Origin of the sequence: Streptomyces sp. NPDC059256, assembly GCF_042753785.1 — a bacterium.
Taxonomy (GTDB): domain Bacteria; phylum Actinomycetota; class Actinomycetes; order Streptomycetales; family Streptomycetaceae; genus Streptomyces.
In genome coordinates, this window is sequence record NZ_JBHYZO010000001.1 from 160,824 (window position 1) to 185,769 (window position 24,946).

Annotated in this window: 23 protein-coding genes and 5 tRNA genes; 12 read left to right on the plus strand and 16 right to left on the minus strand. The window is 68.1% G+C overall.

The window, feature by feature from the left end:
- The first annotated feature begins 79 nt into the window (after positions 1–79).
- Positions 80–313 (plus strand): Lrp/AsnC ligand binding domain-containing protein, encoded by a 234-nt coding sequence (locus tag ACFXJL_RS00670; RefSeq protein ID WP_329023688.1) that lies wholly within the window; start codon positions 80–82, stop codon positions 311–313.
- 504 nt (positions 314–817) lie between these two features.
- Here the strand turns inward: ACFXJL_RS00670 and ACFXJL_RS00675 are convergent.
- The 3 genes from ACFXJL_RS00675 to ACFXJL_RS00685 are packed head-to-tail and all read right to left on the minus strand — an operon-like array spanning position 818 to position 3,808.
- The gene (locus ACFXJL_RS00675; protein ID WP_358878728.1) at positions 818–1,990 is read right to left on the minus strand and encodes a D-alanine--D-alanine ligase family protein; all 1,173 of its coding nucleotides are present in this window, start codon (positions 1,988–1,990) and stop codon (positions 818–820) included.
- Between the two features lie 58 nt (positions 1,991–2,048).
- Complete coding sequence (locus ACFXJL_RS00680; RefSeq protein WP_358878729.1) at positions 2,049–3,059, minus strand: NAD(P)H-dependent glycerol-3-phosphate dehydrogenase; 1,011 nt, start codon at positions 3,057–3,059, stop codon at positions 2,049–2,051.
- Positions 3,056–3,808 carry a lysophospholipid acyltransferase family protein gene (locus ACFXJL_RS00685; protein ID WP_383543198.1) on the minus strand — a complete coding sequence of 251 codons (753 nt, stop codon included), beginning with the start codon at positions 3,806–3,808 and terminating at the stop codon, positions 3,056–3,058. The genes ACFXJL_RS00680 and ACFXJL_RS00685 overlap by 4 nt, the downstream gene beginning before the upstream one ends.
- Before the next feature lie 139 nt (positions 3,809–3,947).
- Here ACFXJL_RS00685 and cofC point away from each other — a divergent pair, with 139 nt between their 5' ends.
- Together cofC and ACFXJL_RS00695 are read left to right on the plus strand one after the other, a co-directional pair.
- Entirely contained in the window at positions 3,948–4,649 is a 702-nt protein-coding gene (cofC, locus tag ACFXJL_RS00690; protein ID WP_358878731.1) for a 2-phospho-L-lactate guanylyltransferase, read from the plus strand.
- Between the two features lie 167 nt (positions 4,650–4,816).
- Complete coding sequence (locus ACFXJL_RS00695; RefSeq protein WP_358878732.1) at positions 4,817–5,020, plus strand: hypothetical protein; 204 nt, start codon at positions 4,817–4,819, stop codon at positions 5,018–5,020.
- Positions 5,021–5,175: 155 nt separating this feature from the next.
- Here ACFXJL_RS00695 and ACFXJL_RS00700 read toward each other — a convergent pair whose 3' ends face one another.
- From ACFXJL_RS00700 to leuC, 4 genes are all read right to left on the minus strand, one after another.
- Positions 5,176–5,826, minus strand: coding sequence for an HU family DNA-binding protein (locus tag ACFXJL_RS00700; protein WP_358878733.1), 651 nt, complete (start codon positions 5,824–5,826; stop codon positions 5,176–5,178).
- 154 nt (positions 5,827–5,980) lie between these two features.
- Complete coding sequence (locus ACFXJL_RS00705; RefSeq protein WP_329023673.1) at positions 5,981–6,208, minus strand: hypothetical protein; 228 nt, start codon at positions 6,206–6,208, stop codon at positions 5,981–5,983.
- Positions 6,209–6,312: 104 nt separating this feature from the next.
- On the minus strand, positions 6,313–6,906 hold the full coding sequence (gene leuD / locus ACFXJL_RS00710) for a 3-isopropylmalate dehydratase small subunit (protein WP_358878734.1): 594 nt from the start codon (positions 6,904–6,906) through the stop codon (positions 6,313–6,315).
- Positions 6,907–6,912: 6 nt separating this feature from the next.
- Positions 6,913–8,346 carry a 3-isopropylmalate dehydratase large subunit gene (gene leuC, locus ACFXJL_RS00715; RefSeq protein ID WP_384688095.1) on the minus strand — a complete coding sequence of 478 codons (1,434 nt, stop codon included), beginning with the start codon at positions 8,344–8,346 and terminating at the stop codon, positions 6,913–6,915.
- Between the two features lie 141 nt (positions 8,347–8,487).
- Between leuC and ndgR the strand changes: the two genes are divergently transcribed.
- Positions 8,488–9,204, plus strand: coding sequence for an IclR family transcriptional regulator NdgR (gene ndgR / locus ACFXJL_RS00720; protein WP_329023667.1), 717 nt, complete (start codon positions 8,488–8,490; stop codon positions 9,202–9,204).
- A gap of 250 nt (positions 9,205–9,454) precedes the next feature.
- Here ndgR and ACFXJL_RS00725 read toward each other — a convergent pair.
- The 9 genes from ACFXJL_RS00725 to ACFXJL_RS00765 all read right to left on the minus strand — a co-directional run bounded on the left by ACFXJL_RS00725 (position 9,455) and on the right by ACFXJL_RS00765 (position 13,449).
- Positions 9,455–9,527: transfer RNA gene (locus ACFXJL_RS00725), tRNA-Glu, on the minus strand.
- A 15-nt stretch (positions 9,528–9,542) separates the two neighbouring features.
- A tRNA-Gln gene (locus ACFXJL_RS00730) sits at positions 9,543–9,614 on the minus strand.
- Positions 9,615–9,626: 12 nt separating this feature from the next.
- Positions 9,627–9,699, minus strand: a tRNA-Glu gene (locus ACFXJL_RS00735).
- An 83-nt stretch (positions 9,700–9,782) separates the two neighbouring features.
- Positions 9,783–9,855: transfer RNA gene (locus tag ACFXJL_RS00740), tRNA-Glu, on the minus strand.
- A 21-nt stretch (positions 9,856–9,876) separates the two neighbouring features.
- Positions 9,877–9,948, minus strand: a tRNA-Gln gene (locus ACFXJL_RS00745).
- 88 nt (positions 9,949–10,036) lie between these two features.
- Entirely contained in the window at positions 10,037–10,756 is a 720-nt protein-coding gene (locus ACFXJL_RS00750) for an HAD family hydrolase (protein WP_358878736.1), read from the minus strand.
- A 65-nt stretch (positions 10,757–10,821) separates the two neighbouring features.
- On the minus strand, positions 10,822–12,297 hold the full coding sequence (gene gltX / locus ACFXJL_RS00755; RefSeq protein WP_384688100.1) for a glutamate--tRNA ligase: 1,476 nt from the start codon (positions 12,295–12,297) through the stop codon (positions 10,822–10,824).
- Positions 12,290–13,075, minus strand: coding sequence for a fumarylacetoacetate hydrolase family protein (locus ACFXJL_RS00760; protein ID WP_358878737.1), 786 nt, complete (start codon positions 13,073–13,075; stop codon positions 12,290–12,292). Before ACFXJL_RS00760 ends, gltX begins: the two co-directional genes overlap by 8 nt.
- A 203-nt stretch (positions 13,076–13,278) precedes the next feature.
- Positions 13,279–13,449, minus strand: coding sequence for a hypothetical protein (locus ACFXJL_RS00765; protein ID WP_329023661.1), 171 nt, complete (start codon positions 13,447–13,449; stop codon positions 13,279–13,281).
- Between the two features lie 595 nt (positions 13,450–14,044).
- Here ACFXJL_RS00765 and ACFXJL_RS00770 point away from each other — a divergent pair.
- The 8 genes from ACFXJL_RS00770 to ACFXJL_RS00805 all read left to right on the plus strand — a co-directional run bounded on the left by ACFXJL_RS00770 (position 14,045) and on the right by ACFXJL_RS00805 (position 24,697).
- Positions 14,045–17,818 carry a nitrate- and nitrite sensing domain-containing protein gene (locus tag ACFXJL_RS00770; RefSeq protein WP_384688103.1) on the plus strand — a complete coding sequence of 1,258 codons (3,774 nt, stop codon included), beginning with the start codon at positions 14,045–14,047 and terminating at the stop codon, positions 17,816–17,818.
- 9 nt (positions 17,819–17,827) lie between these two features.
- On the plus strand, positions 17,828–18,241 hold the full coding sequence (locus ACFXJL_RS00775) for a roadblock/LC7 domain-containing protein (RefSeq protein WP_142214992.1): 414 nt from the start codon (positions 17,828–17,830) through the stop codon (positions 18,239–18,241).
- A gap of 141 nt (positions 18,242–18,382) precedes the next feature.
- Complete coding sequence (locus ACFXJL_RS00780; RefSeq protein WP_329023658.1) at positions 18,383–18,781, plus strand: DUF742 domain-containing protein; 399 nt, start codon at positions 18,383–18,385, stop codon at positions 18,779–18,781.
- Complete coding sequence (locus ACFXJL_RS00785) at positions 18,762–19,343, plus strand: ATP/GTP-binding protein (RefSeq protein ID WP_159686641.1); 582 nt, start codon at positions 18,762–18,764, stop codon at positions 19,341–19,343. The genes ACFXJL_RS00780 and ACFXJL_RS00785 overlap by 20 nt, the downstream gene beginning before the upstream one ends.
- Before the next feature lie 364 nt (positions 19,344–19,707).
- Positions 19,708–23,025, plus strand: a complete 3,318-nt coding sequence (locus ACFXJL_RS00790) for a nitrate- and nitrite sensing domain-containing protein (RefSeq protein WP_384688106.1) — start codon at positions 19,708–19,710, stop codon at positions 23,023–23,025.
- A 10-nt stretch (positions 23,026–23,035) separates the two neighbouring features.
- Positions 23,036–23,449: a roadblock/LC7 domain-containing protein gene (locus ACFXJL_RS00795; RefSeq protein ID WP_009997645.1), complete on the plus strand. Its 414-nt coding sequence runs from the start codon at positions 23,036–23,038 to the stop codon at positions 23,447–23,449.
- A 98-nt stretch (positions 23,450–23,547) separates the two neighbouring features.
- Positions 23,548–24,135 carry a DUF742 domain-containing protein gene (locus tag ACFXJL_RS00800; protein ID WP_358878740.1) on the plus strand — a complete coding sequence of 196 codons (588 nt, stop codon included), beginning with the start codon at positions 23,548–23,550 and terminating at the stop codon, positions 24,133–24,135.
- Positions 24,116–24,697: an ATP/GTP-binding protein gene (locus ACFXJL_RS00805; protein WP_050791473.1), complete on the plus strand. Its 582-nt coding sequence runs from the start codon at positions 24,116–24,118 to the stop codon at positions 24,695–24,697. Before ACFXJL_RS00800 ends, ACFXJL_RS00805 begins: the two co-directional genes overlap by 20 nt.
- Positions 24,698–24,946 lie beyond the last annotated feature (249 nt).

Consider the following 24,946-nt stretch of genomic DNA (forward strand, 5'->3'; position numbering starts at 1 on the left):
CCGTGGCGTCCCTTTCTCTCCCCTGAGGTCTCCCCACCGACGGTAGGGGAAATGATCCTCGGGCCGCCCTGGAGGTTCCGTGGTACAGGCGTACATCCTGATTCAGACCGAAGTGGGCAAGGCGTCGATCGTCGCCGAGGCCATCGGAAAGCTTCAGGGAGTGATTCAGGCCGAGGATGTCACCGGCCCTTATGACGTGATTGTGCGCGCCCAGGCGGATACGGTCGACGCCCTGGGGCGTCTGGTGGTGGCCAAGGTCCAGCAAGTGGACGGCATCACCCGCACTCTGACCTGTCCGGTCGTGCACCTGTAGCCCCCGTCTGCGCTTGGCCGGCGACATCGGTCGGCCGGTCTCCGCCCGAACTGTGCCCCGGTGGGGCCGCTCGCTCCCGCGGGCTGCTCCCTCTTCGGACGCCACGACCACGGTCGCGGTTCCCCTGTTGCCGTCCGACCGGGCGGCCCCTGCACCGGTCGTCACGAGGAAGCGCGACGGACGGCCGGTGGCTGAAGCCACAACGATCCACAGCCGTCGTCCGAACGGACCGCCGGCTGGGGCGACGCCGCGATCGTACTGCGCTGCGGTGTCGCCCGACGGGGGAAGGTGAGCTGCATTTCGGTGGGACGACCGCTGCGGAGGCGGTCGCCCCACCGGCGAAACCACGGCGGACGGCACCGGTATCGGCGCCGGGACACGGCGCCGGCCGGTGCCGCGCCGAAGTGGTGTTGTCCGTCGGGGTACTCACCAGCCACCGGTCGAGCTCACCCCCGTTCGCCCAACTCGGCTTCCTGCCGGGCCTATCGGCGGGGCGAAGGCCGTCTAGCGCAGTCCGGTGGAGCGTCGCAGCGCCGCCTGGATGAGTCGGTCGACCAACTCCGGGTAGCCGACGCCGCTCTCCTGCCACATCCGCGGGTACATCGAAATCGGGGTGAAGCCGGGCATCGTGTTGATCTCGTTGATGACGAACTCGCCCTCTTCGGTGAGGAAGAAGTCCGCACGGACGAGACCCTCGCACGAGGCCGCGTCGAAGGCGGCGACCGCCAGCCGCTGTACTTCGGCGGTCTGCTCGGCCGTCAGCGGTGCGGGCACGATGCCCTCGGCCGAGTCGATGTACTTGGCCTCGAAGTCGTAGAAGGCGTGGGACTGCGCCGGTGGGATCTCGGCCGGGACGCTGGCGCGCGGACCGTCCTCGAACTCCAGCACCCCGCACTCGATCTCCCGGCCGCGCAGCAGCGCTTCCACCAGGATCTTGGGGTCGTGGCGCTGTGCCTCGGCCACGGCGTCGTCGAGGCCGGACAGATCGTCGACCTTGGTGATGCCGATGGAGGATCCGGCCCGGGCGGGCTTGATGAACAGCGGCCAGCCGTGGTCGCCCGCGAAGTCGACGATCTTCTTGCGGGCGGCGGCGGGGTCGAGTTCCCACTCACGCGGGCGGATCACCGTGTAGGGGCCGACGGGCAGGCCGAAGGAGGTGAAGACCCGCTTCATGTACTCCTTGTCCTGGCCCACCGCGGAGGCGAGCACGCCGGAGCCGACGTACGGCACTCCGGCGAGCTCCAGCAGGCCCTGGATGGTGCCGTCCTCGCCGTAGGGGCCGTGCAGCACGGGGAAGACGACGTCGACCTCGCCCAACGCCTTCGGCACCGCACCGGGCTCCGTGTAGACGACCTCGCGGCTTCCCGGGTCGACGGAGAGCATGACCTGTCCCTCGGGGGACTCGACCAACTGCTCGACGTGCGGGGTGCGGCGGTCCGCGATCGCCATCCGCTCCGGCTCGTCGGCGGTGAGCACCCACCGGCCGTCCGAGGTGATGCCGATGGGCAGCACCTCGTACTGGGAACGGTCGACGGCGCGCAGTACGGCTCCGGCGGTGACCATGGAGATCCCGTGTTCGGAACTGCGACCGCCGAAGACAACGGCCACACGCGGCTTGCGGAGCGGCTGCTCAGGGCGCTGCGGCTCAGGGCTCTGGGGGAGGTTCTCAGTGCTCATATCGGCTTGAGCGTACCTGTTGGTACCCCGGGAGTCAGCGCCGCTGCGTCCGGTCGTGTCAGCGGCGTTCGGCCTTGGCGCTGCGGGACATCAGCTCCTTCAGCGCGACCACCGGGGGCTTGCCGTCGTGCACGATGTCGACGACCGTCTCCGTGATCGGCATGTCCACTCCGTGCCGACGTGCCAGATCCAGCACGGATTCACAGGACTTGACGCCTTCGGCGGTCTGCCTGGTGACGGCGATCGTCTCCTGCAGGGTCATGCCCTTGCCGAGGTTCATCCCGAAGGTGTGGTTGCGCGAGAGCGGCGAGGAACAGGTGGCGACCAGGTCGCCGAGGCCCGCGAGCCCGGAGAAGGTGAGCGCATCCGCGCCCATGGCGAGCCCCAGGCGGGTGGTCTCGGCCAGACCACGGGTGATCAGCGATCCCTTGGCGTTGTCACCGAGACCCATGCCGTCCGCGATGCCGACGGCGAGACCGATGACGTTCTTCACGGCACCGCCGAGCTCGCACCCCACCACATCGGTGTTGGTGTACGGACGGAAGTACTGGGTGTGACAGGCCGCCTGGAGCCTTCTGGCGACGGCCTCGTCGCGACAGGCGACGACCGAGGCCGCGGGCCGGCGCTGGGCGATCTCCTTGGCCAGGTTGGGACCGGTGACCACCGCGACGCGATCGGCACCGACACCGGCCACCTCTTCGATGACCTCGCTCATCCGCTTGGCGGTGCCGAGTTCGACGCCCTTCATCAGGGATACGAGGACGGTGTTCGTACCCAGCTCGGGCACCCAGGCCGCGAGATTGGCGCGCAGGGTCTGCGAGGGCACGGCGAGCACCGCGAAGTCCGCACCGTGCAATGCCTCGGCCGGGTCGGTGGTGGCCGACAGGGAGGGCGGCAACTCGATGCCCGGGAGGTAGTCCGGGTTGGTCCGGGTGGTGTTGACCGCTTCGGCGAGCTCGGCGCGACGACCCCACAGGGTCACATCGCACCCCGCATCGGCGAGCACCATGCCGAAGGCCGTCCCCCAGGAGCCCGTTCCAAAGACGGCTGCCTTCGCCGGGTGTGTCACATCGTTCCTTCCCCTGCGGCTTTGCGCCGCTGTTCTGCACGCGCCGTGCGGTGGTCGAACGGCTCGGCCGGTGCCTTGGTTCCCCGTACCTCTTCGAGGAGTGCGGTGATGTCCGCCATGATCGCCTCGGTCACCTCGCGCAACACCTCGGGCGTGGGTTCCTGATCGTAGAACCTGGTCAGGTCGACGGGCGGTCCGGCCTGCACGATCAGTGTCTTTCGGGGGAAGAGCCGCAGCGGCCTCTCCTTGGCGTACGGGGGCATCGCGAGGTTGGCACCCCACTGGGCAACCGGAATCACGGGAGCCTTCGTCATCAGCGCGACCCTGGCGGCGCCGGTCTTGCCCGCCATGGGCCACATCTCGGGGTCGCGCGTGATGGTGCCTTCGGGGTAGAAGGCCACGCACTCGCCCTGCTCGATGGCGGCGACCGCGGCGCGGAAGGCGTCGAGCGCGTCGGTGGTCTCCCGGTAGACGGGGATCTGCCGGGTGCCGCGGAGCATCATGCCGACGAAGGACACCCGGAAGAGCGCCGCCTTCGCCAGAAAGCGCGGCACCCGTCCGCTGTTGTACTGGAAGTGCGCGTAGGACAGCGGGTCGAGATAGGAGTTGTGATTGACCGCGGTGAGGAATCCGCCGTCGGCCGGAATGTGTTCCATTCCCCGCCAGTCCCGCTTGAACAGAACCAGTAGCGGCGGTTTTGCGATGACCGCCGCCAGGCGGTACCAGAAGCCGATTCTACGGCGGGACACTCGGACACCCTTCTTCTTCGTCCGGGCGTTTGCCCGGATGCCGGGGGTCAAGTGTCGCCCCAGGCCCCTGGTCTGTCGAGGACACGGTACGCCCCGACTACCGGACCGCCCCGTCGGATCAACCCCGCGGCGGGCCACAATGGGAAGCACACGCAGCCCTGCGCACTTGGACGGAGAGCCGACCACGAACACCGACCCAACGGCACGCTGGTCCTTGGTGATCCCGTTGAAGCCCCTCGCCCTGGCGAAGAGTCGACTGGCCTCCCGCGCGGGTGACCTGCTGCGACCACAGCTGGCGCTCGCCTTCGCCGAAGACACCGTCGTAGCCGCGCTGGCCTGCACGGCCGTGCAAGATGTGGCAGTTGTCACGAACGACGTCCTGGCGGGCAGCCGACTGCGGGCGCTGGGGGCGCGCATCGTGCCCGACCACCCTGCGACGGGGCTCAACGCAGCATTGGTCCAAGGGGTACGTGCCGTGCGCCAGGGGCGGCCCGGGGCTGCCGTGGCCGCGCTCAATGCCGATCTGCCCGCACTCAGGTCGGAGGAATTGGGGCGAGTACTGGAGTTCGCCCGTGGATTTCCGCGAGCCTTTCTCGCTGATGCGGTGGGCATCGGCACCACTTTGCTGGCGGCCGGCCCGGGAGTGGAATTGCAGCCCGCTTTCGGCGGCTCGTCGCGAAGTCGCCATTCGATGTCAGGGGCGGTGGAAATCACGCTGAGTGGTGTCGATTCCGTCCGTAGGGACGTGGATACCGGGGATGACCTCTCCGCCGCACTCGCACTGGGCGTGGGGCTTCGGACGAACGAACGACTGGCCGGGGTGCAGCGCATGGAGGGATAGCCCGATCCCATTTCGTGATTCCTGTGGGAGGGCACTGCTCCACCGGAGTGGTGCCGCATCGAAACGGCAGCCTTCTCCCCCGGATTCGGTACGGGTATCGGATGCACCCGGCACGGGCGGCAGTACGGATCGGCAGGGTCGCCTCGGCAGGGCATAGGCTTCGTCCCATGCAGGCGACCTCGTTTACCTACGATCCTGACACTCGCAGCGGGAGCGTGCTGCTCGACGACGGCACCCCGATGGAGTTCGACACAGCGGCCTTCGACGCGGGCGGGCTGCGGTTGTTGCGGTCTGGCCAGCGGGTCCGGATCGAAACTGCGGGCGAGGGCACGGACCGTCGTATCACCCTGGTGACGCTCCAGACCTTCTGAACCGGCGCGCGCACCCTCGTACCGAACCTCTCGAACCCCCTCTGAGCTGCCGCTTCCTCCGCGGCTTAAGGCCGGTGGCCGGGTCTGGACATGCCGCGGGCCGGGCTCCCCGAAAGGAGCCCGGCCCGGCGCGTGAGCGGCCCGTTGGGTACCGCCTACCTCTTCCTGGCAGTGGCCGTCTTCTTGGCGGCGGTGCTGCGTGCCGTGGCCTTCTTGGCGGGCGCCTTCTTGGCGGTGGCCTTCTTCGCCGGTGCGGTCTTCTTGGCCGTGGCCTTCTTGGCGGCGGTCTTGGCGGTCGTCGCCTTCTTCGCCGTGGCCTTCTTGGCGGTGGTCGCCTTCTTCGCGGCCGTCTTCGCCGCGGTGGTCTTCTTCGCGACCGTCTTGCGGGCGGTTGTGGCCTTCTTCGCGGCGGTCTTCTTGGCGGTGGCCTTCTTGGCCGCGGCCTTGGTGGTCGTCCGGGTGGAAGCACCGCCCGACAGGCTGCCCTTGGGCGCCTTCTTGACCGAGACCTCACCACCGCGCGGCAGCTTCTTCGAGCCGCTGACCAGGTCCTTGAAGCCCTGGCCCGCACGGAAGCGGGGTACGGAGGTCTTCTTGACCCGGACCCGCTCACCCGTCTGGGGGTTGCGGGCGTAGCGGGCGGGACGGTCGACCTTCTCGAACGATCCGAAGCCGGTGACCGATACCCGGTCTCCGCCGACAACCGCGCGGACGATCGCGTCAAGCACCGCGTCGACAGCGTCTGCGGCCTGCTGACGGCCGCCGAGCTTGTCGGCAATCGTTTCTACGAGCTGCGCCTTGTTCACGTCTTCCCCTTCGGAGACATTGCCGGAACGAATGTGTTCAGGCTTTTTCGCACGTTAGGCAGATATATACCGCAAATCAAACACGAAACGGTCTAATCACCCTAGTGCCGCAACGAAGTCGACTTCGGAAGTGGGTCAGCACGGAGTTCGGACGTCAGTCGCCTTCGGGAAATCGACCCTCGTCGAGGTCCTTCATCAAGCGGTCCAGACGCCGTGCTGCATCCGGGAGATCGTGCTTCGCAGCTGCCGTCACGACCAGCAGCTTCCGGGACAGCGCCTTCCTTACGCCCTCCGGGACTTGCAGTTCACGCACTCGTGTGTGCGCTTCCTTGAGTTGGGCCGCGAGCTCGGCATAGAGCTTGAGTTGGTTGTCGCGTCCCATGCACCGATTGTGCCATCTGGGGCGAGTTGTCGCCCGGCAGGGTCTCAACAGACGACTGCGCCCCCCACCGGGCGGTGGGGGGCGCAGTCGGGTAAAAGCGCTGATCAGACCTGTAGAGTGCGTGGTTTGAAGGCGGGGCGAGTGGACTCGTAAGCCGCGATGTCCGCTTCGTTCTGAAGGGTGAGGCTGATGTCATCCAGCCCGTTCAGCAGCCGCCAGCGCGCGTTCTCGTCGAGTTCGAAAGCAGCCGTGATGCCCTCGGCCCGCACCTCGCGCGTCTCCAGGTCAACCGTGATGTCGACGTTGGGATCGGCTTCGGTGAGCTCCCAGAGCCGCTCGACGGTCTCCTGCGGCAGAACGACGGTCAGCAGACCGTTCTTGAGGGAGTTGCCGCGGAAGATATCGGCGAACCGGGAGGAGATGACCGTCTTGAAGCCGAAGTTCTGGAGTGCCCAGACGGCGTGCTCACGCGAGGATCCGGTACCGAAGTCGGGTCCTGCGACCAGGACCGATGCGCCCTGCCGCTCGGGCTGGTTGAGGACGAAGGAGTCGTCCTTGCGCCACGCCTCGAAGAGCCCGTCCTCGAAACCGTCCCGGGTGACCTTCTTCAGCCAGTGGGCGGGGATGATCTGGTCGGTGTCCACATTGCTGCGGCGCAGCGGGACAGCGCGGCCGGTGTGTGCGGTGAATGCTTCCATGGCTCCTCAGACTCCCGCGGTGACGGCTGCATCAGCCTGGTCGGACAGATCGGCCGGAGAGGCCAGATGGCCCAGTACCGCGGTGGCGGCGGCAACCTGCGGCGAAACGAGATGGGTACGTCCGCCCTTGCCCTGCCGCCCCTCGAAGTTGCGGTTCGATGTGGACGCGGAGCGCTCGCCAGGGGCCAGTTGGTCGGGGTTCATGCCCAGACACATCGAGCATCCCGCGTGCCGCCACTCGGCGCCGGACTGGGTGAAGACCTTGTCCAACCCCTCCGCGACCGCTTGGAGCGCCACGCGCACCGAGCCGGGTACCACCAGCATCCGTACCCCGTCGGCGACTTTGCGCCCGTCCAGGATGGAAGCGGCGGAGCGCAGGTCCTCGATGCGACCGTTGGTGCAGGAGCCTACGAAGACGGTGTCGACCTTGATCTGGCGCAGCGGCTGGCCGGCGCTCAACCCCATGTACTCCAGGGCCTTTTCGGCTGCGTGCCGCTCCGAAGCGTCCTCGTACGAAGCAGGATCGGGGACATTGGAGGAGAGCGGTGCGCCCTGCCCCGGGTTGGTGCCCCAGGTGACGAAGGGAGCCAGTTCGGTGGCGTCGATGACGACCTCGGCGTCGAATGCCGCGTCGTCGTCGGTGCGCAGCGTCTTCCAGTACTCGACCGCAGCGTCCCAGTCGGCGCCTTCGGGGGCGTGGTCACGGCCGCGCAGATACTCGAAGGTGGTCTCGTCGGGTGCGATCATGCCGGCGCGGGCGCCCGCCTCGATCGACATGTTGCAGATGGTCATCCGCGCTTCCATCGAGAGCTTCTCGATGGCCGAGCCGCGGTACTCCAGGATGTAGCCCTGGCCGCCGCCGGTGCCGATCCGGGCGATGATCGCGAGGATGAGGTCCTTGGCGGTCACTTCCTCGGGCAGTTCGCCCTCGATGGTGATGGCCATGGTCTTGGGGCGGGCCAGCGGCAGTGTCTGGGTGGCCAGCACGTGCTCGACCTGCGAGGTGCCGATGCCGAAGGCGAGGGCACCGAAGGCACCGTGCGTGGAGGTGTGGGAGTCACCGCACACCACGGTGGTGCCGGGCTGGGTCAGTCCCAGCTGGGGTCCGACGACATGGACGACACCCTGCTCGACATCGCCCAGCGGGTGCAGTCGCACACCGAAATCGGCGCAGTTCTTCCGCAGCGTCTCCAACTGGGCTCGGGAGACGGGGTCGGCGATGGGCTTGTCGATGTCGAGCGTCGGTGTGTTGTGGTCTTCGGTGGCGATGGTGAGGTCGAGGCGACGCACGCGCCGATTGCCCAGACGGAGTCCGTCGAAGGCTTGGGGGCTGGTCACCTCGTGCAGCAGATGCAGATCGATGTAGAGCAGGTCGGGCTCGCCCTCAGCGCGCCGGACGACGTGGTCGTCCCAAACCTTCTCCGCGAGTGTCCTACCCATCGCTTTCCCTCCGGCCGGCCACGATGCCGGCACCGCTAGAGATCCTGACGCAGCCCGTTGTCGCAGGCTGCTACTACAGACTGGCGGGTTCCCGAGAAATTTGAACTTGCGTTTCACAGTGTGAGACGTGAGTATCGTTGCATGGACAACTCTAGCGGCGTCGGCGTTCTCGACAAGGCGGCTCTGGTACTGAGCGCACTGGAGTCCGGTCCGGCCACCCTCGCCGGGCTGGTCGCGGCGACCGGGCTCGCCCGACCCACGGCCCATCGACTGGCCGTGGCACTGGAACACCACCGGATGGTGGCGAGGGACATGCAGGGCCGGTTCATCCTGGGGCCGCGGCTCTCGGAACTGGCCGCCGCGGCCGGTGAGGACCGTTTGCTGGCCACCGCCGGCCCGGTGCTGACCCATCTGCGCGATGTGACCGGTGAGAGCGCACAGCTGTATCGCCGCCAGGGAGACATGCGGATCTGTGTGGCCGCGGCCGAGCGGCTGTCCGGATTGCGGGACACGGTCCCGGTCGGATCCACACTGACGATGAAGGCAGGTTCGTCCGCCCAGATCCTGATGGCCTGGGAGGAGCCCGAGCGGCTGCACCGCGGCCTCCAGGGCGCACGCTTCACGGCGACGGCGCTCTCGGGCGTACGGCGCCGGGGCTGGGCCCAGTCGATCGGCGAGCGCGAGCCCGGCGTGGCATCGGTCTCCGCTCCGGTGCGCGGCCCCTCCAATCGCGTCGTCGCCGCGGTGTCGGTCTCAGGACCCATCGAGAGGCTGACCCGGCACCCCGGCCGGATGCACGCACAGGCGGTCATCGACTCGGCCGCCCGGCTCAGCGAGGCCCTGCGCCGCACCAACTGACCCACCTCCGACACGGGAACTCCCCCACCGGGGAAGGCGAATGACTGCTGGTCAATCCCTGCCCGCCCGGGGGGAGTTCTCCGGGGGTACTCGACCGACCCGGCCAACGACCGCTCCGGAACGCCTCGCTGAGGGGGCACCGGGAGAGCTGTCGGTGGGCCGGCTGACCGCCTCGATCGTTGTGGCTCACACCCCGGAGGCGGGAGAACGAAGAAGCCCTCCGCATCGCTGCGGAGGGCTTCTCCTCATGTACCCCCGACCGGATTCGAACCGGCGCTACCGCCTTGAGAGGGCGGCGTGCTAGGCCGCTACACAACGGGGGCAAGATCTGGGATCTGCTGGCCTACCAGGACTCGAACCTAGACTAACTGAACCAGAATCAGTCGTGCTGCCAATTACACCATAGGCCATGGTGATTTCCGTACCCCCGACCGGATTCGAACCGGCGCTACCGCCTTGAGAGGGCGGCGTGCTAGGCCGCTACACAACGGGGGCCCTAGCGATCCCACCCGGCGAGGCCGGGTGATGTCACTGCGCGATCACCGGGAGCGACCCAAGTGATCAGCAGGATGGATCTGTACCCCCGACCGGATTCGAACCGGCGCTACTGCCTTGAGAGGGCAGCGTGCTAGGCCGCTACACAACGGGGGCTTTGCAGATGAGCTCTGCGAGCTGGCCTACCAGGACTCGAACCTAGACTAACTGAACCAGAATCAGTCGTGCTGCCAATTACACCATAGGCCACCAAAAAGCAACCCCCGCTGAGGGGATTCATTTGGTTTGCGCTTTCCGGTCTGACCCCGTGGCCTTGGCGGGCGGCGCAGGAAGAACATTACCCGAAGGAGAGCGGCGCTCCAAAACGGGTATCGCCCTGCAACAAGGCGGGAAGCTGGTCGAGAGCGGTGATCCGGACGAGTTCGGGCCGGCCACCGACACCCGTGCGGTCCAGCCAGACCGCGGGGAGCCCCGCCTCACTCGCTCCGCGGGCGTCGATGTCCGGCTCGTCCCCCACGTACAAGACCTCGTGGGGCGGCAGCTCCATGGCCTCGCAGGCGGTGTGGAAGGCCCTGGCGGCCGGCTTGCTGTAGCCGAGTTCGGCCGCGCAGATCACCGTCTCAAAGCGTTCGCGCACCCCCAGGACCCGCAGTTTGTGGTCCTGAACGGCGAGCGCCGAGTTGGACAGGATCCCGTGCCGGTACTCCGTGAGGAGGTCCAGCACCGGAACCACATCGGGAAAGAGGGTCCAGGCGGCCTCGTAGTGGGCGATGTAGCGCTCGAACCAAGCGTCCGCCTCGGGATCCGACAGCCCGGCCAGGCCGGTGAACATCCGCACTCGGTCGCGCCGCTGCTGCTGCCAGTCGACCTCCCCGGCCGAGAAGCGCGCCCAGTGCACGGCGGTGACCTCCCGCCAACGCAAGAGGGCCTGGTCGGCGGAGTCGTATCCGGCGTCCAGGCCCTCCGAACGGAGGTGCTGCATGATCCCCAGGCGATCAGCCTCGTAGTAGTTGAAGATCGTGTCGTCTACGTCCCACAGGACGGCGCGGATCGTCATGATCCAACGCTACCGATGCTCCTGGGCACCGTCACGGGATCGCGTGATCCCGTGACACGTACGGCTCAGGCCGTGAGCTTCGCCAGTGCCGCGTCGATCCGGGACAGGGTCTTCTCCCGGCCCAGGATCTCCAGGGACTCGAAGAGCGGCAGACCGACGGTGCGACCGGTGACGGCGACCCGTACCGGCGCCTGCGCCTTGCCGAGCTTGAGGCCGTGGGTCTCACCGGCGGCCAGGACCGCTTCCTTCAGCGATTCGGCGCTCGTCCAGTCGGCGGACTCCAGCTTCTCCCGGGCGGTGCGCAGCAGGGCGTCGGAGCCCTCCTTCATCGCCTTCGTCCAGGAAGCCTCGTCCTCGGCGGGCTCGGCCAGGAAGAGGAAGTCGACATTGACCGTGATGTCGGAGAGGACCGTGAGGCGGGTCTGGGCGTAGGGGGCGATCGCCTCCCAGGCCGCGCGGTCGAACTGCTCGGGGGCCCAGGTGGCGTACGGGGCCTCAAGCCAGGGAGCGCACGCCTCGGTGAACGCCTTCACATCGAGCAGACGGATGTGGTCGGCGTTGATCGCCTCGGCCTTCTTGAGGTCGAAGCGCGCCGGGTTGGCGTTGACGTCGGCGATGTCGAACCGTTCGATCAGTTCGGCGATCGAGAAGATGTCCTGGTCGGCCGAGAAGGACCAACCGAGCAGCGACAGGTAGTTCAGCAGTCCCTCGGGGAGGAAACCGCGCTCCCGGTAGAGGTTGAGGGAAGCCTGCGGGTCGCGCTTGGACAGCTTCTTGTTGCCCTCGCCCATCACGTACGGGAGGTGGCCGAAGGCCGGGATCTGCTGGGCGACGCCCAACTCGATCAGTGCCTTGTAGAGCGCGATCTGCCGTGGTGTGGAGGAGAGGAGGTCCTCGCCGCGCAGTACGTGCGTGATCTCCATGAGCGCGTCGTCGACCGGGTTGACCAGGGTGTACAGCGGAGCGCCGTTGGCCCGGACGATGCCGTAGTCCGGCACGTTGTCCGGGGTGAAGGTCAACTCGCCGCGCACCAGGTCGGTGAAGACGATGGGCTCGTCGGGCATCCGGAAGCGGACGATGGCCGGGCGGCCCTCGGCCTGGTACGCCGCGACCTGCTCGGCGCTCAGCGCGCGGCAGTGGCCGTCGTAGCCGGAGGGGCGGCCGGCGGCCCGTGCCGCCTCGCGGCGTGCGTCGAGTTCCTCGGTGGTGCAGTAGCAGTGGTAGGCGTACCCACCGTCGAGGAGGCGCTGCGCGATCCCCTGGTAGATGTCCATGCGCTGCGACTGCCGGTAGGGGGCGTGGGGTCCGCCGACCTCGGGGCCCTCGTCCCAGTCGAGGCCGAGCCAGCGCATCGAGTCCAGCAGTTGCTGGTACGACTCCTCCGAGTCGCGTGCGGCGTCGGTGTCCTCGATGCGGAAGACCATGGTGCCGCCGTTGTGCCGGGCGAAGGCCCAGTTGAACAGGGCGGTGCGGACCAGACCCACATGGGGGTTTCCGGTCGGCGAGGGACAGAAACGTACGCGGACGTTCGCGTTAGCCACGCTTGATCACCTTGTTGGTGAGAGTGCCGATGCCTTGGATGGTGACGGCGACCTCGTCGCCGATGCCGAGGGGGCCGACCCCGGCGGGGGTGCCGGTGAGGATCACGTCACCCGGGAGCAGGGTCATGGCCTCGGTGATGTTGACGATCAGATCCGTGATGGAGTGGATCATCTGTCGGGTGCTGCCGAGCTGGCGTTGTTCGCCGTTGACGGTGCACTGGATTGCCAAGTCGCCCGCTTCTTCCAGGCTGATGCCCGTCTCCACCCACGGGCCGAGCGGGCACGAGGTGTCGAAGCCCTTGGCCCTGGCCCACTGGGCCTCGCGCTTTTGGACGTCGCGTGCGGTGACGTCATTGGCGCAGGTGTAGCCGAGGATGACGTCCTGGACGCGCTCGCGCGGCACTTCACGGCACATGCGGCCGATGACGACCGCAAGTTCTGCCTCGTGGTGGACTTCCTCGGAGAACGAGGGGTACGCGATGGCGTCGCCGGAACCGATCACCGAGGTGGACGGCTTGAAGAAGGCGAAGGGGGCCGGCGGGAGCTCGTGTCCGAGCTCAGCCGCGTGGTCCGCGTAGTTGCGACCGAAGGCGACGACCTTGTTCGGCAGCACCGGCGGCAACAGCCGCACCTTGCTGAGCGGGACCTTGGTGCCCGAGAGCTCGAAGTCCGCGAACGGGATGCCCTTGATGATGTCGAGGACGAGTTCCTCGGGACCGTCACCCTCGACCGCGCCGAAGGCGACATTGCCGTCGATGGAGAATCTGGCGATGCGCACGGATGCGGCTGCCCCTCTACTACTGCTGACGCTGCTGAAGCCTGACGGTCCAGGCTAACGCGGTCGCGGGGAGCCCCGACGCCCACCGCCCCGCAGCCGTGGTGTCCGACGGCGCCCTGCGGCTGCGGGCGGTGGACGAACCGGTGCGGGGCGATGGGCGGACGGCGTGGCCGTCGATGGCGCCGGCTCGGGAGAGTTCGGTCTCAGGAGGCGGGGGCGTCCATCAGGATCGTGCGACGGGGGTTGGCCGTCTGGGTGGGAAGATCGAGCGAGTGCTCCGGCTGCTCCGGCGTCTGCAGCTGCTCGGCGTCCGAGAGATGGGCGAGGGTGGTGCGCCGGGGGTTCGCTATGTTGCGGAGCATCATCGTCTTCATCGGTGTTTTTACGACCTTCTCGGCGTATGGCCGCACGGACGGCGGCGGAGCGGCGGTCACTACAGAGTGCTGATTCTGTAAAGCGCCAGGCTAAACATCCGATTCCCCGAGAAATCCCCGGAAAGCCGAGGTTCAGGGTGTGATTTTGGTCACGATTCGATGCGCATTTCGGTCAATGCGGACCGTTGATCATCTGCAAGGAATCGGACATTTAGCGCCTGAATCTGGCATTCCACTCTCGATCATGGCGACTGGGACACCCACTCGGGGCTTGGAAGTCGCAGCAATTCGCACCTTTTGACCAGGAAATCCTTCTACGCCTGGTGACCCGCCACTCACACCGAGTCACCCAGGTCACAGGACGGTACGCGGCCCTTGTTGCGGATCCTGCACTGTGCTGGAATTCCACGCACCGCCGCGGTTTCAGGCCGGCGCGCAGAGGCGCAACGCAGCGCCGAGCGGCGGCGGGAGAAGGGGGAGAAGCGCCGGTCACTCACGACCACCAAAACGTAGGGGCGCCCCGCGCCTCACAGACGCCGACACCGTCCCGCCGCAATCCACGGCAGGGGCGCCTGGTCCAGAGGTTGCGACGCTAGTGCAGGGACGTTACAAGAGGGATGGCAGCGCTGCGGCCGAACCGGAGCCGCAGGGCGGGACCGACCGCGGCTCCTCGCCCCAGCACACCCAGAACCAGACTCCGACAGCGCCCGGCGAAGGCGGCACTTCCGCACGCCCCGGCGCGGCTGTCCCGGACGGCCCCGAAGCGCCCAAGGCCCTGCCCAAGGCGAAGGGTCCCAACGGCACCGGCTCGCGCCTTGCGCTGCGCAACTGGCGCATCAGCACCCGTCTCGTCTCCCTCCTGACGCTCCCCGTCGTCGCCGCGACCACCCTGGGCGGTCTGCGGATCAACGAGTCCATGGAACGCATGGAGCAGCTGGAACACATGCAGCTGCTCACCAACATGACCCAGGAAGCGACCAGGCTGGCGGTAGCTCTCCAGAACGAGCGCGACCTGACGGCCGGCCCGCTCTCCAACGAGGTACCCGAAACCAACTTCAAGATCACCAATGAGCGTCTGGAGACGGACCGGGCGCGGGCGGCGTTCCTGGAGACCACCCGGGACATCTCCAACACGGACAACCGCGAAGCCACCGACAGCATCCGGCAGAACGCGAACATCATCGTCACCCAGATCACGAACCTCACGAAGATCCGGGAAAACGCCTACGCGCCCGACACATCCGTGGCGCTGACGGTCCAGAGGTACCACCGGCTGATCGAGTCCCTGCTGAGCCTCTCCCAGGACATGGCCCAGGCGACCAGTAACCCGGAGATGATCAAGCGTACGCGTGCGCTGGCGGCCTTCTCCTCCGCCAAGGAGTACGCCTCGATGCAGCGCGCGATCATCGCGTCGGCGCTGCCCGGCGGCAATGACAGCAAGCAGGTCAAGCTCGACGAGGACGACCGCGAGTACGGACTCACCGCCTTCGAGAACGGCGACGACGAACTCCAGGAGTTCGAGAGGATCTACACCTCGTACGGCGGTGACGCCGCCGAGTTGACGGACGCCCTGGACAACGGCAACCCGATCATCGCCGCCTCCGAGCAGTACGCATCCCAGGTGTTCCTGAAGGAACGGGGCATCCAGGAGCAGACGGCGCGCTCCTATCTGGACTGGACGGACGACTACACCGTCCGCATCGACGCGATGAACACCATCGAGGCGACGCTGCTCGGCGAGATGGAGGCCAAGGCCCGTCAGCTGCGCGAGGAGTCACAGCAGGAAGCCATCATCAACGGTGCGCTGATCCTGTTCGTCCTCGGCGTCTCGCTCGTCGGCGCGTTCGTGGTCGCCCGCTCCATGATCCGTTCGCTGCGCAGGCTTCAGGACACCGCGACCAAGGTGGCCCAGGAACGCCTTCCCGAGCTGGTCAAGCACCTCTCGGAATCGGACCCGCAGGACGTCGACACCTCCGTCGAGTCGGTCGGTGTGCACTCCAGGGACGAGATCGGCAAGGTCGCCGCGGCCTTCGACGACGTGCACCGCGAGGCGGTTCGACTCGCCGCGGAGCAGGCTCTGCTGCGGGGCAACGTCAACGCGATGTTCACCAACCTGTCCCGCCGTTCACAGGGACTCATCCAGCGTCAGCTCTCGCTCATCTCCGAGCTGGAGTCCCGCGAGGCCGACCCGGACCAGCTGTCGTCGCTGTTCAAGCTGGACCACCTGGCGACCCGTATGCGCCGGAACGGTGAGAACCTCCTCGTCCTCGCGGGCGAGGAGCCGGGCCGTCGCTGGACGCGGCCGGTCCCCCTCGTCGACGTGCTGCGTGCCGCCGCGTCCGAGGTGGAGCAGTACGAGCGCATCGAGTTGGCCTCCGTGCCGACCACCGAGGTCGCCGGCCGGGTCGTCAACGACCTCGTGCACCTGCTCGCCGAGCTGCTGGAGAACGCCACGTCGTTCTCCTCACCCCAGACCAAGGTCCGGGTCACCGGTCACGCACTGCCCGACGGACGGGTGCTGGTCGAGATCCACGACACCGGCATCGGCCTCTCCCCCGAGGACCTCGCCGCGATCAACGAGCGGCTGGCGTCGCCGCCCACCGTGGACGTCTCGGTCTCCCGTCGCATGGGCCTCTTCGTGGTCGGTCGACTCTCACTGCGCCACGGCATCCGCATCCAGCTGCGTCCCTCCGACTCCGGGGGTACGACCGCACTGGTCATGCTCCCCGTCGACGTCGCCCAGGGCGGCCGGAAGGTCCCCCTCGCACCCGGTGCGGTGCAGGGCGCGCCGCCGATCATCCCGCCCGGTCTGGGCGGCCCCGCCACGACGGGGAACAATGGACGCCCCGGGATCAGCGGTCCAGGTGGCAGTGGTCCCGGAGCGTCCGGCGGCCCGCAGGGGGCTCCCGGCGGACTCCTCGGTGCCGGAGCGCCGCCGCGCGGACAGGTCGGCGCGGGTGCGGGCAGCAGCCCGGCGCAGCGTGCCGCTCTCCCCAGCCGCGATGGTGGTCCCAGCCGTCAGAGCAGCGGTCTGGCCGGTGCGTTCGGCGGCGCGGCGAGCGTGCGCAACGCCCGCTCCAGCGGTGCGCCGGGCGAGCAGGCGCGCCCCGGACAGCAGGACGGCGACCACGGGCGGCAGCTGCCGCCTTCGGGCGGGCCGCGGCCGGAGCTGCCGGGTTCGCGCCCGCAGCGTCCGCAGACCACGAGTTGGGGCAGCGACCAGATGCCCGGCGGCCCCAAGGGCCGCGGTGAGGGTCCGCGCGGCCATGCGGACAACGAGGCGGCACCCGGCCCGGCGACGGCGGAGTTCGCGCGTCCCGACTTCAGCGACCAGCAGCCCGAGTTCCCCGCAGGTCTGCCCCAGCGTGGGCCGGTGGCCTCCGGGCCTGGCGAGCCGTCCGGACAGTTCGTCCGCCCTGATGTCTTCGGTCCGCCGGCGAATGCCGGTGGTGGTGCTTCCGCACCTGCCGGACCGACGGGATCGTCCGCGGGGCAGTTCACTCCGCCCGGGAGCCCCGCCCCCGGTGGGCCGCAGAGTTCGGCGTCCACGGAACAGTTCGCCCGTCCGGACTTCGGCGCACCCACACCCCAGGACCCCACGTCCACCGGACAGTTCCCCCGCCCCGACTTCGGCGCACCCACACCCCAGGACCCCACGTCCACCGGACAGTTCCCCCGCCCCGACTTCGGCGCACCCACACCCCAGGACCCCACGTCCACCGGACAGTTCCCCCGCCCCGACTTCGGCGCACCGCAGCCGCCGCTTCCCGGCCAGGCCCCGGTGCCGCCCGGATTCGACGCGCACCCGGGTCTGCCCGCACAGCACGCCCTGCCGCCGCAGCCCCAGCCGGAGGCCCTGCCGCCGGCCGGTCCCGGCGATGGCCGCACCCCGCTGTTCGACACCCTGGAGACGGACTGGTTCCATACCCAGGGCCGGGCGCAGAACGGTCTGCCGGACCAGCCGGTGGACACTCCGGCGCCGGGAGTCTCGCGCAACACCGCCGAGCACTCCGTGCCGTCGATGCCGCAGCGCCCGACCGCGGGTCGCCCCGCGAACCAGGGCGCGCACAGCAACGGCTGGCGCCCCTCCCCCAATGACGAGTTGGTGCGCCAGGCCGAGCGGCTCAAGAAGCCGACCGCGGGCGGCGTCACCACCTCAGGTCTCCCTCGTCGTGTCCCTCGGGCGAATCTGGTCGCGGGTACGGCACAGGAGCAGAGCACCCAGAGCGGTCCGCAGGTTTCGCGTGCGCCGGACGATGTGCGCGGCCGGCTGACCAACCTTCGCCGAGGCATTCAGCAGGGTCGTCAACAGAACACTTCGACGACCGGTAGCTTCAACCTCGGCCCCACTCACCCGCAGGAGCGTTAGTTGAGCCCGATGAGCCAGGCGGCCCAGAACCTGAACTGGTTGATCACCAACTTTGTGGACAACACCCCCGGGGTGTCCCACACGGTCGTGGTCTCCGCCGATGGACTCCTGCTGGCGATGTCCGAAGGTTTCCCGCGCGATCGGGCGGACCAACTGGCAGCGGTCGCCTCCGGGCTGACCTCGCTCACCGCAGGAGCGTCAAGAATTTTCGAAGGCGGCCCGGTCAGCCAGACCGTGGTCGAGATGGAGCGCGGCTTCCTCTTCCTCATGTCCGTCTCCGACGGTTCCTCGCTGGCCGTGCTGGCCCACCCCGAGTGCGATATCGGTCTCGTGGGCTATGAGATGGCCCTGTTGGTCGACCGTGCGGGCAGCGTCCTCACTCCGGACCTCCGCGCCGAGCTCCAGGGAAGCCTCTTGCACTGATCCGTATGCTTCCGATCCCACTCCTTCTACGTATCTGTGTCAGATAGCGCTCCACGCGCCGTCACTGTCAGGTCGACCAACCGGCTCCCCCACCGGCCCGCTCAGACGGCACCAACCCTTGCTGTCCCGCCCGGAGGACTCATGACCCCGCCAACTGCCTCTCACGATCCGTACGGCTCCGATGCCTACGGGTACGAGGGTGACCAGCCGCTGGTGCGTCCGTATGCCATGACCGGTGGCCGTACCCGGCCGCGTTACCAGCTCGCCATCGAGGCGCTGGTGAGCACCACGGCCGATCCCTCGCTCCTTGCCGGGCTGCTGCCCGAGCACCAGCGGATCTGCCATCTGTGCCGCGAGGTCAAGTCGGTGGCGGAGGTGTCGGCCCTGCTGTCCATGCCGCTCGGTGTCGCCCGGATCCTCGTGGCCGACCTCGCCGAGGCGGGCATGGTGGCGATCCACCAGCCAGGCAACGGAGACGCCGGCGGAGCGCCGGATGTGACACTGCTCGAAAGGGTGCTCAGTGGACTTCGCAAGCTCTAGCGGCGGTGCAGCCCGCTCAACCACCAGCGCGAAAATCGTGGTGGCGGGCGGATTCGGCGTGGGCAAGACCACGTTCGTCGGCGCCGTCTCGGAGATCAACCCGCTGCGTACCGAAGCCGTCATGACCAGCGCATCCGCAGGCATCGACGACCTCACCCACACCGGCGACAAAACCACCACCACCGTCGCCATGGACTTCGGCCGCATCACCCTCGACCAGGACCTCATCCTCTACCTCTTCGGAACCCCCGGACAGGACCGCTTCTGGTTCATGTGGGACGACCTCGTCCGAGGAGCCATCGGAGCCGTCGTCCTCGTCGACACCCGCCGACTCGCCGACTGCTTCCCCGCCGTCGACTACTTCGAAAACAGCGGCCTCCCCTTCGTCATCGCCCTCAACGGCTTCGACGGACACCAGCCCTACAACCCCGAAGAAGTCCGCGAAGCACTCCAAATCGGCCCCGACACCCCCATCATCACCACCGACGCACGCCACCGCGCCGACGCCAAAAGCGCCCTCATCACCCTCGTCGAACACGCCCTCATGGCACGACTCAAGTAGTCGGTCGGCTTCAAACGCCCCAAGTCGGCGGCGATATACGGCAGTTGTCGCAAATGCGCATAGGCGGACTGTGTCCTTAGACACGGTCCGCCTGCGCGTTCATAACGTTTCGACAGAGAATTGCCACGGCCCGGACACCCGTTGCATACGGTCGGTACCGCTGCGCTCACATCGCCCTCGCCTTTTGAAGGGGCTCGCTCTTTATGCCCGTTTTATCGGTCAGTGCCGTCGGTAGGAATGGCTGATTCCAACTGTTTGGAACGGACCCTCTCCACATGCTGAAATTCGACGAACTCCTGAGTAGTACGGCTCTGAACGAAACACGGCACAGCTCAGGTGCCGGTGCCGAGAGGTTGTTGGTCGAGTGAGGCGAAGCATGACGGGCTCCGCGGAGCAGCAGGCGCGGGGAAACTTCACCCCGCCCGCGCGCACGGCGGTGCCCTCGGACGAGCCGGCACCGCACCCTCCCAGCCATGAGGCAGGCGGCCGGGGCGGCAACGGCCCGCTCTCCCCGCGCAACTGGCGGGTGCCCACCCGACTGAACGCGATCCTCCTGATACCCGCCCTGGTCGCGCTCGTGATGGGTGGTCTCCAGGTCAAGGGATCGATCGAGACCTGGGACGAGGCCCAGCGGGCCGAGCAGACCGCACTGATCGTGCAGGCGGCATCCGGATACGGTCAGGCGCTCCTCAACGAGCGCGACCTGACGGCGGCGACCCTCCTCAGCGCCGGTTCGTCGGACGCCCGCCAAACCGATGTGATCGACTCCGCTTACGCGGAGACGGACCGCGCGCGCCGGGAGTTCGACGCCGCCGTACGGAACCTCCCGCAGGGCCAGGGTCTGGAGCGGCGACTCGCGCTCTTTCGCGAGCAGGAGCCCGACCTGGACAAGCTCCGCAAGTCCGCCTACAGCGTGGGCATGGATCCGGTCTCCACCGAAGAGGGTTACGTCAGCATCCAGCACCCGCTGATGTCGTTCTCCAACGAGCTCGGCTTCGGCACCGGAAACGTCTCTTCGTACGGCCGTACGGTCTACGCCGTCCAGCTGGCGAAGGCCGCGGCGTCCTTGCAGCGCTCCATCGGCACGCATCTGCTGGTGCGGCCGAGCACCGAGGCCGACATCGCCCAGAAGCAGCGGGTGGCCTTCAACTCCTACAGCTACCTGGAGTCGATCGCGGTCAGCGAATTCGTCTCGGGCGGGAGCAAGGCCGACGCGGACCGCCTCCAGCGCGTCATGGCACAGAAGAGCTCCCAGGTCGACCGGCAGTTCCAGGGCTCCGACCTCCCGCGCGAGGGCAACTCCGCCTTCACCGGGATGGCCCTACAGATCGGCAGCGGCGCGGGACCCTCGACGCTCCGCAAGAACGGCATCACCGCGAGCAGCTGGATGGCCGTCGCCACCGCCAAGTTCGAGGGCTACAGCGAGGTGGAGCGCGAGCTGCTCGACCGGACCGTGGAAGAGGCTTCCACGATCGCTGCGGACGCCCGTCGCGACGCCTTCATCAACGGTCTGATCACCGTCCTCGCCCTGCTCACCGCCTTCCTCGTGGCCGGGGCCGCCGCACGTCAGATGAGCCGCTCCATGCTGCGGCTGCGCGCTGCCGCCTTCTCCATCGCCCAGGATCGGCTGCCGAGCCTCGTCGACCAGCTCTCGCGGACGGAACCGGGTCGAGTCGACACCCGCGTGGAGCCGATCCCGATCGACACCACGGACGAGATCGGCGAGGTCGCCCGGGCCTTCGAGCAGGTCCACCGGGAAGCGGTCAGGCTCGCCGCCGAGCAGGCCATGCTGCGGGGCAACGTCAACGCGATCTTCACCAATCTCTCCCGACGCAACCAGTCCCTGATCGAGGGTCAGATCTCCCTGATCACGGAGCTGGAGAACGGCGAGGCCGACCCGGACCAGCTGGCGTCGCTGTTCAAGCTGGACCACCTGGCGACCCGGATGCGCCGCAACGGCGAGAACCTGCTGATCCTCGCCGGGGAGGAGCCGGGCCGGCGGTGGAACGAGCCAGTACCGCTCGTCGACGTGCTGCGTGCGGCGACCTCCGAGGTCGAGTCGTACGAGCGCATCGAGCTGACCGGGGTCCCCGAGTCGGAGATCCACGGCCAGGCCGTGACCGACCTGGTGCATCTCCTGGCCGAGCTGCTGGAGAACGCCACCACCTTCTCCTCACCGCAGACCAAGGTCAGGGTGACGGCGACCAGGCTGCCGGACGGCCGTGTCATGGTCGAGATCCATGACAAGGGCATCGGGCTGACCGCCGAGGACTTCGCCGACATCAACCACAAGTTGGCCAATCCGCCGACCGTGGACGCGGCGGTCTCCCAGCGCATGGGCCTCTTCGTGGTCGGACGGCTCGCCGACCGCCACGGCATCCGGGTCCAACTGCGCCCGTCGGGCGAGCAGGCGGGCACCACCTCGCTGGTGATGCTTCCCGACGCGATCACGCACGGCGGCGGTGGCGAGCAGCAGCCGGCTGACGGCTTCACCGTGTCGCAGATCATTCCCCAGCAGCCGACGTTCACGAGCCCGCCCCTGCGCACGGCCGCGGAGCTCGGATTCGACGACTCCCGCTACGAGACCCCTGCCGCGACCCCAGAGGCCCCGGCGGCGAACCAGGCCCAGGAAGCTCGCTCGCGCAAGCGTGAGGAGCGGAAGGCCGCCCTCGAGGCACGGTCGGCGGACGGCGGCCCCACGGCTCCGCAGCCGGCTCCACAGCCCCGTCAGAGCGACGAGCAGCCGGCGGGGCAGCAGGGGTACGGTTCCGACTTCGGACAGCCCTACCAGCAGCCGGGTTACCCGGGGCAGGGGTTCGGGCAGAGCCAGCCGCAGGCCCAACCCGGTCCGGCCTTCGACGGATTCCCCGGTACCCCGACCGTGGGCCACCAGCCCCACGATCCTGCGTACCAAATGCCCCAACAGCACCAGATGCCACAGCAAGATCAGGCATATCAGGGGCATCTTGGATCGCCCTATCCGGAAGCAACGTATCCGAGCCAGCAGCCGGCCTCGCCACAATTCGCCGGTCAGTTCGAAGGCCACCCCCACCAGGGCGAGTGGGCAGATCAGGGCTCTCAACCCCACGCTTTTGAGTCTGATTTTCAGCCAGAATCGGAATTGGCCTCATCTGTCTCCAGCGGCCCCACGGCCGCCCCTGAACGCGTAGGCTTCGAACGTCCGGGACCCTCTTCGAGCAGCGGTCATGAGCTGACCGAGGCCGGTCTGCCACGGCGCGGCAGTCAGCAGAAGTCGCAGCCCGAGCAGCGACAGCCTCAGCAGCAGTGGCAGCCGCCCGCGGAGCGGACCACGCAAGCGGCGCAGGGCGCCCAGTCCGAGGCGGTGGTCGGCGGTGTCAGTGGCGCGGCGGAATCCGCGGCACAGCCCACGGATTGGCGTTCCGCCAACGACGCACGCTTTCAGCGGGCGGAGAAGCTCCGCGAGCCGAAGGCCGGCGGAGTCACCGCTTCCGGCCTGCCGCGACGGGTGCCCAAGGCCAACCTCATCGAGGGTGCGGCGGAGCAGACCCCCCAGGGGGGCCCACAGGTTTCCCGTGCTCCCGAGGACGTCCGGGGCAGGTTGAGCAACCTGCGCCGGGGCGTCCAGCAGGGACGCAACGCGGGAGCGGACACGAACGGACCGGGCTTCGGCCCGGGTAGCAGCTACCACCAGGAGCGTTAGTGTGAGCCCGATGAGCCAGGCGGCGCAGAATCTGAACTGGTTGATCACCAACTTCGTGGACAACACCCCCGGGGTGTCCCACACCGTGGTGGTCTCCGCCGACGGACTCCTGCTGGCGATGTCTGAAGGGTTCCCGCGCGATCGGGCGGATCAACTGGCGGCGGTCGCCTCTGGTTTGACCTCGCTCACCGCAGGAGCGTCCAGGATCTTCGAAGGCGGCGCGGTCAACCAGACGGTGGTGGAGATGGAACGGGGCTTCCTCTTCATCATGTCCATCTCCGACGGTTCCTCGCTGGCCGTGCTGGCCCACCCCGAGGCCGACATCGGTCTCGTGGGCTATGAGATGGCCCTGCTGGTGGATCGCGCCGGGAATGTCCTAACTCCGGACCTTCGCGCCGAACTTCAGGGGAGTCTTCTCAACTAATAGGCAGACAGTGCGTTTCACGCCACCGCACCATAGGGTGCGGTGGCGCACCCCCCACAGGGACAGGAACCGGCTTACTCGCGGTCGGAGGAGGAAACGTGGCAACACCCCCAGGCGGACACCGTTATGACGGCGGTGTTCATCGGATGCCCGGAGAGCAGTCGCACAACCGCTACAACTTTCCTTCGACCCCGACCAGAGGGGACACCCCTCAGCCGTACCAGCAGCAGCCGTACCCCTCGCACGACCAGCAGCCGTACCCGCCCCAGGACCCACAGCAGTACGGCCACCAGCAGCGTCACCAGCAGCAGCGGCCACCCGAGCCGCCGTCGCACCAGAACGCGCACAACCCGCTGGTGCGTCCGTACGCGATGACCGGTGGCAGAACCCGGCCGCGTTACCAGCTCGCCATCGAGGCGCTGGTCAGTACCACGGCAGATCCAGCGAGGCTGCAAGGGCAACTGCCCGAGCACCAGCGGATCTGCCGACTGTGCTTCGAGATCAAGTCCGTAGCCGAGATCTCGGCACTCCTCCATCTTCCTCTCGGTGTCGCCCGGATCCTCGTGGCCGACCTCGCCGAGGCGGGCATGGTGGCCATTCATCAACCCGGCGGCGACGAGGCCGTCGGCGGTCAGCCAGATGTGACACTGCTCGAAAGGGTGCTCAGTGGACTTCGCAAGCTCTAGCGGCGGTGCAGCCCGCTCAACCACCAGCGCGAAAATCGTGGTGGCGGGCGGATTCGGCGTGGGCAAGACCACGTTCGTCGGCGCCGTCTCGGAGATCAACCCGCTGCGTACCGAAGCCGTCATGACCAGCGCATCCGCAGGCATCGACGACCTCACCCACACCGGCGACAAAACCACCACCACCGTCGCCATGGACTTCGGCCGCATCACCCTCGACCAGGACCTCATCCTCTACCTCTTCGGAACCCCCGGACAGGACCGCTTCTGGTTCATGTGGGACGACCTCGTCCGAGGAGCCATCGGAGCCGTCGTCCTCGTCGACACCCGCCGACTCGCCGACTGCTTCCCCGCCGTCGACTACTTCGAAAACAGCGGCCTCCCCTTCGTCATCGCCCTCAACGGCTTCGACGGACACCAGCCCTACAACCCCGAAGAAGTCCGCGAAGCACTCCAAATCGGCCCCGACACCCCCATCATCACCACCGACGCACGCCACCGCGCCGACGCCAAAAGCGCCCTCATCACCCTCGTCGAACACGCCCTCATGGCACGACTGCGCTAGGCCGTGCCCTGAACACGGTGGCTGCGCCCCGTGGACGCAGACGCAGCATATGAGCCCTCGTCCTCCATACGGAGGCACGAGGGCTTCGTGCTGCCAGGGGCCGGGGCGCCGGGCCCGGGGGGCGCCGAGGATCCGGTTCGGGCATGCCGCTCGGCATCGCGCTGCCGTGGGAGGCGCGGCTACCGGTCGCACCGGAGCGCTACCCGGGCCCGACCGCCCCCGGGCCGGCCCTGAGGACAGCCCACAACG

Excerpts from the sequence above, each read along its gene's own strand:
- ACFXJL_RS00675 (WP_358878728.1), bottom strand. The coding sequence starts at position 1,990 with ATGAGCACTGAGAACCTCCCCCAGAGCCCTGAGCCGCAGCGCCCTGAG.
- cofC (WP_358878731.1), top strand. The coding sequence starts at position 3,948 with ATGGGAAGCACACGCAGCCCTGCGCACTTGGACGGAGAGCCGACCACG.
- ACFXJL_RS00695 (WP_358878732.1), top strand. The coding sequence starts at position 4,817 with ATGCAGGCGACCTCGTTTACCTACGATCCTGACACTCGCAGCGGGAGC.
- ACFXJL_RS00705 (WP_329023673.1), bottom strand. The coding sequence starts at position 6,208 with ATGGGACGCGACAACCAACTCAAGCTCTATGCCGAGCTCGCGGCCCAA.
- leuD (WP_358878734.1), bottom strand. The coding sequence starts at position 6,906 with ATGGAAGCATTCACCGCACACACCGGCCGCGCTGTCCCGCTGCGCCGC.
- leuC (WP_384688095.1), bottom strand. The coding sequence starts at position 8,346 with ATGGGTAGGACACTCGCGGAGAAGGTTTGGGACGACCACGTCGTCCGG.
- ndgR (WP_329023667.1), top strand. The coding sequence starts at position 8,488 with ATGGACAACTCTAGCGGCGTCGGCGTTCTCGACAAGGCGGCTCTGGTA.
- ACFXJL_RS00750 (WP_358878736.1), bottom strand. The coding sequence starts at position 10,756 with ATGACGATCCGCGCCGTCCTGTGGGACGTAGACGACACGATCTTCAAC.
- ACFXJL_RS00765 (WP_329023661.1), bottom strand. The coding sequence starts at position 13,449 with ATGAAGACGATGATGCTCCGCAACATAGCGAACCCCCGGCGCACCACC.
- ACFXJL_RS00775 (WP_142214992.1), top strand. The coding sequence starts at position 17,828 with ATGAGCCAGGCGGCCCAGAACCTGAACTGGTTGATCACCAACTTTGTG.
- ACFXJL_RS00780 (WP_329023658.1), top strand. The coding sequence starts at position 18,383 with ATGACCCCGCCAACTGCCTCTCACGATCCGTACGGCTCCGATGCCTAC.
- ACFXJL_RS00795 (WP_009997645.1), top strand. The coding sequence starts at position 23,036 with ATGAGCCAGGCGGCGCAGAATCTGAACTGGTTGATCACCAACTTCGTG.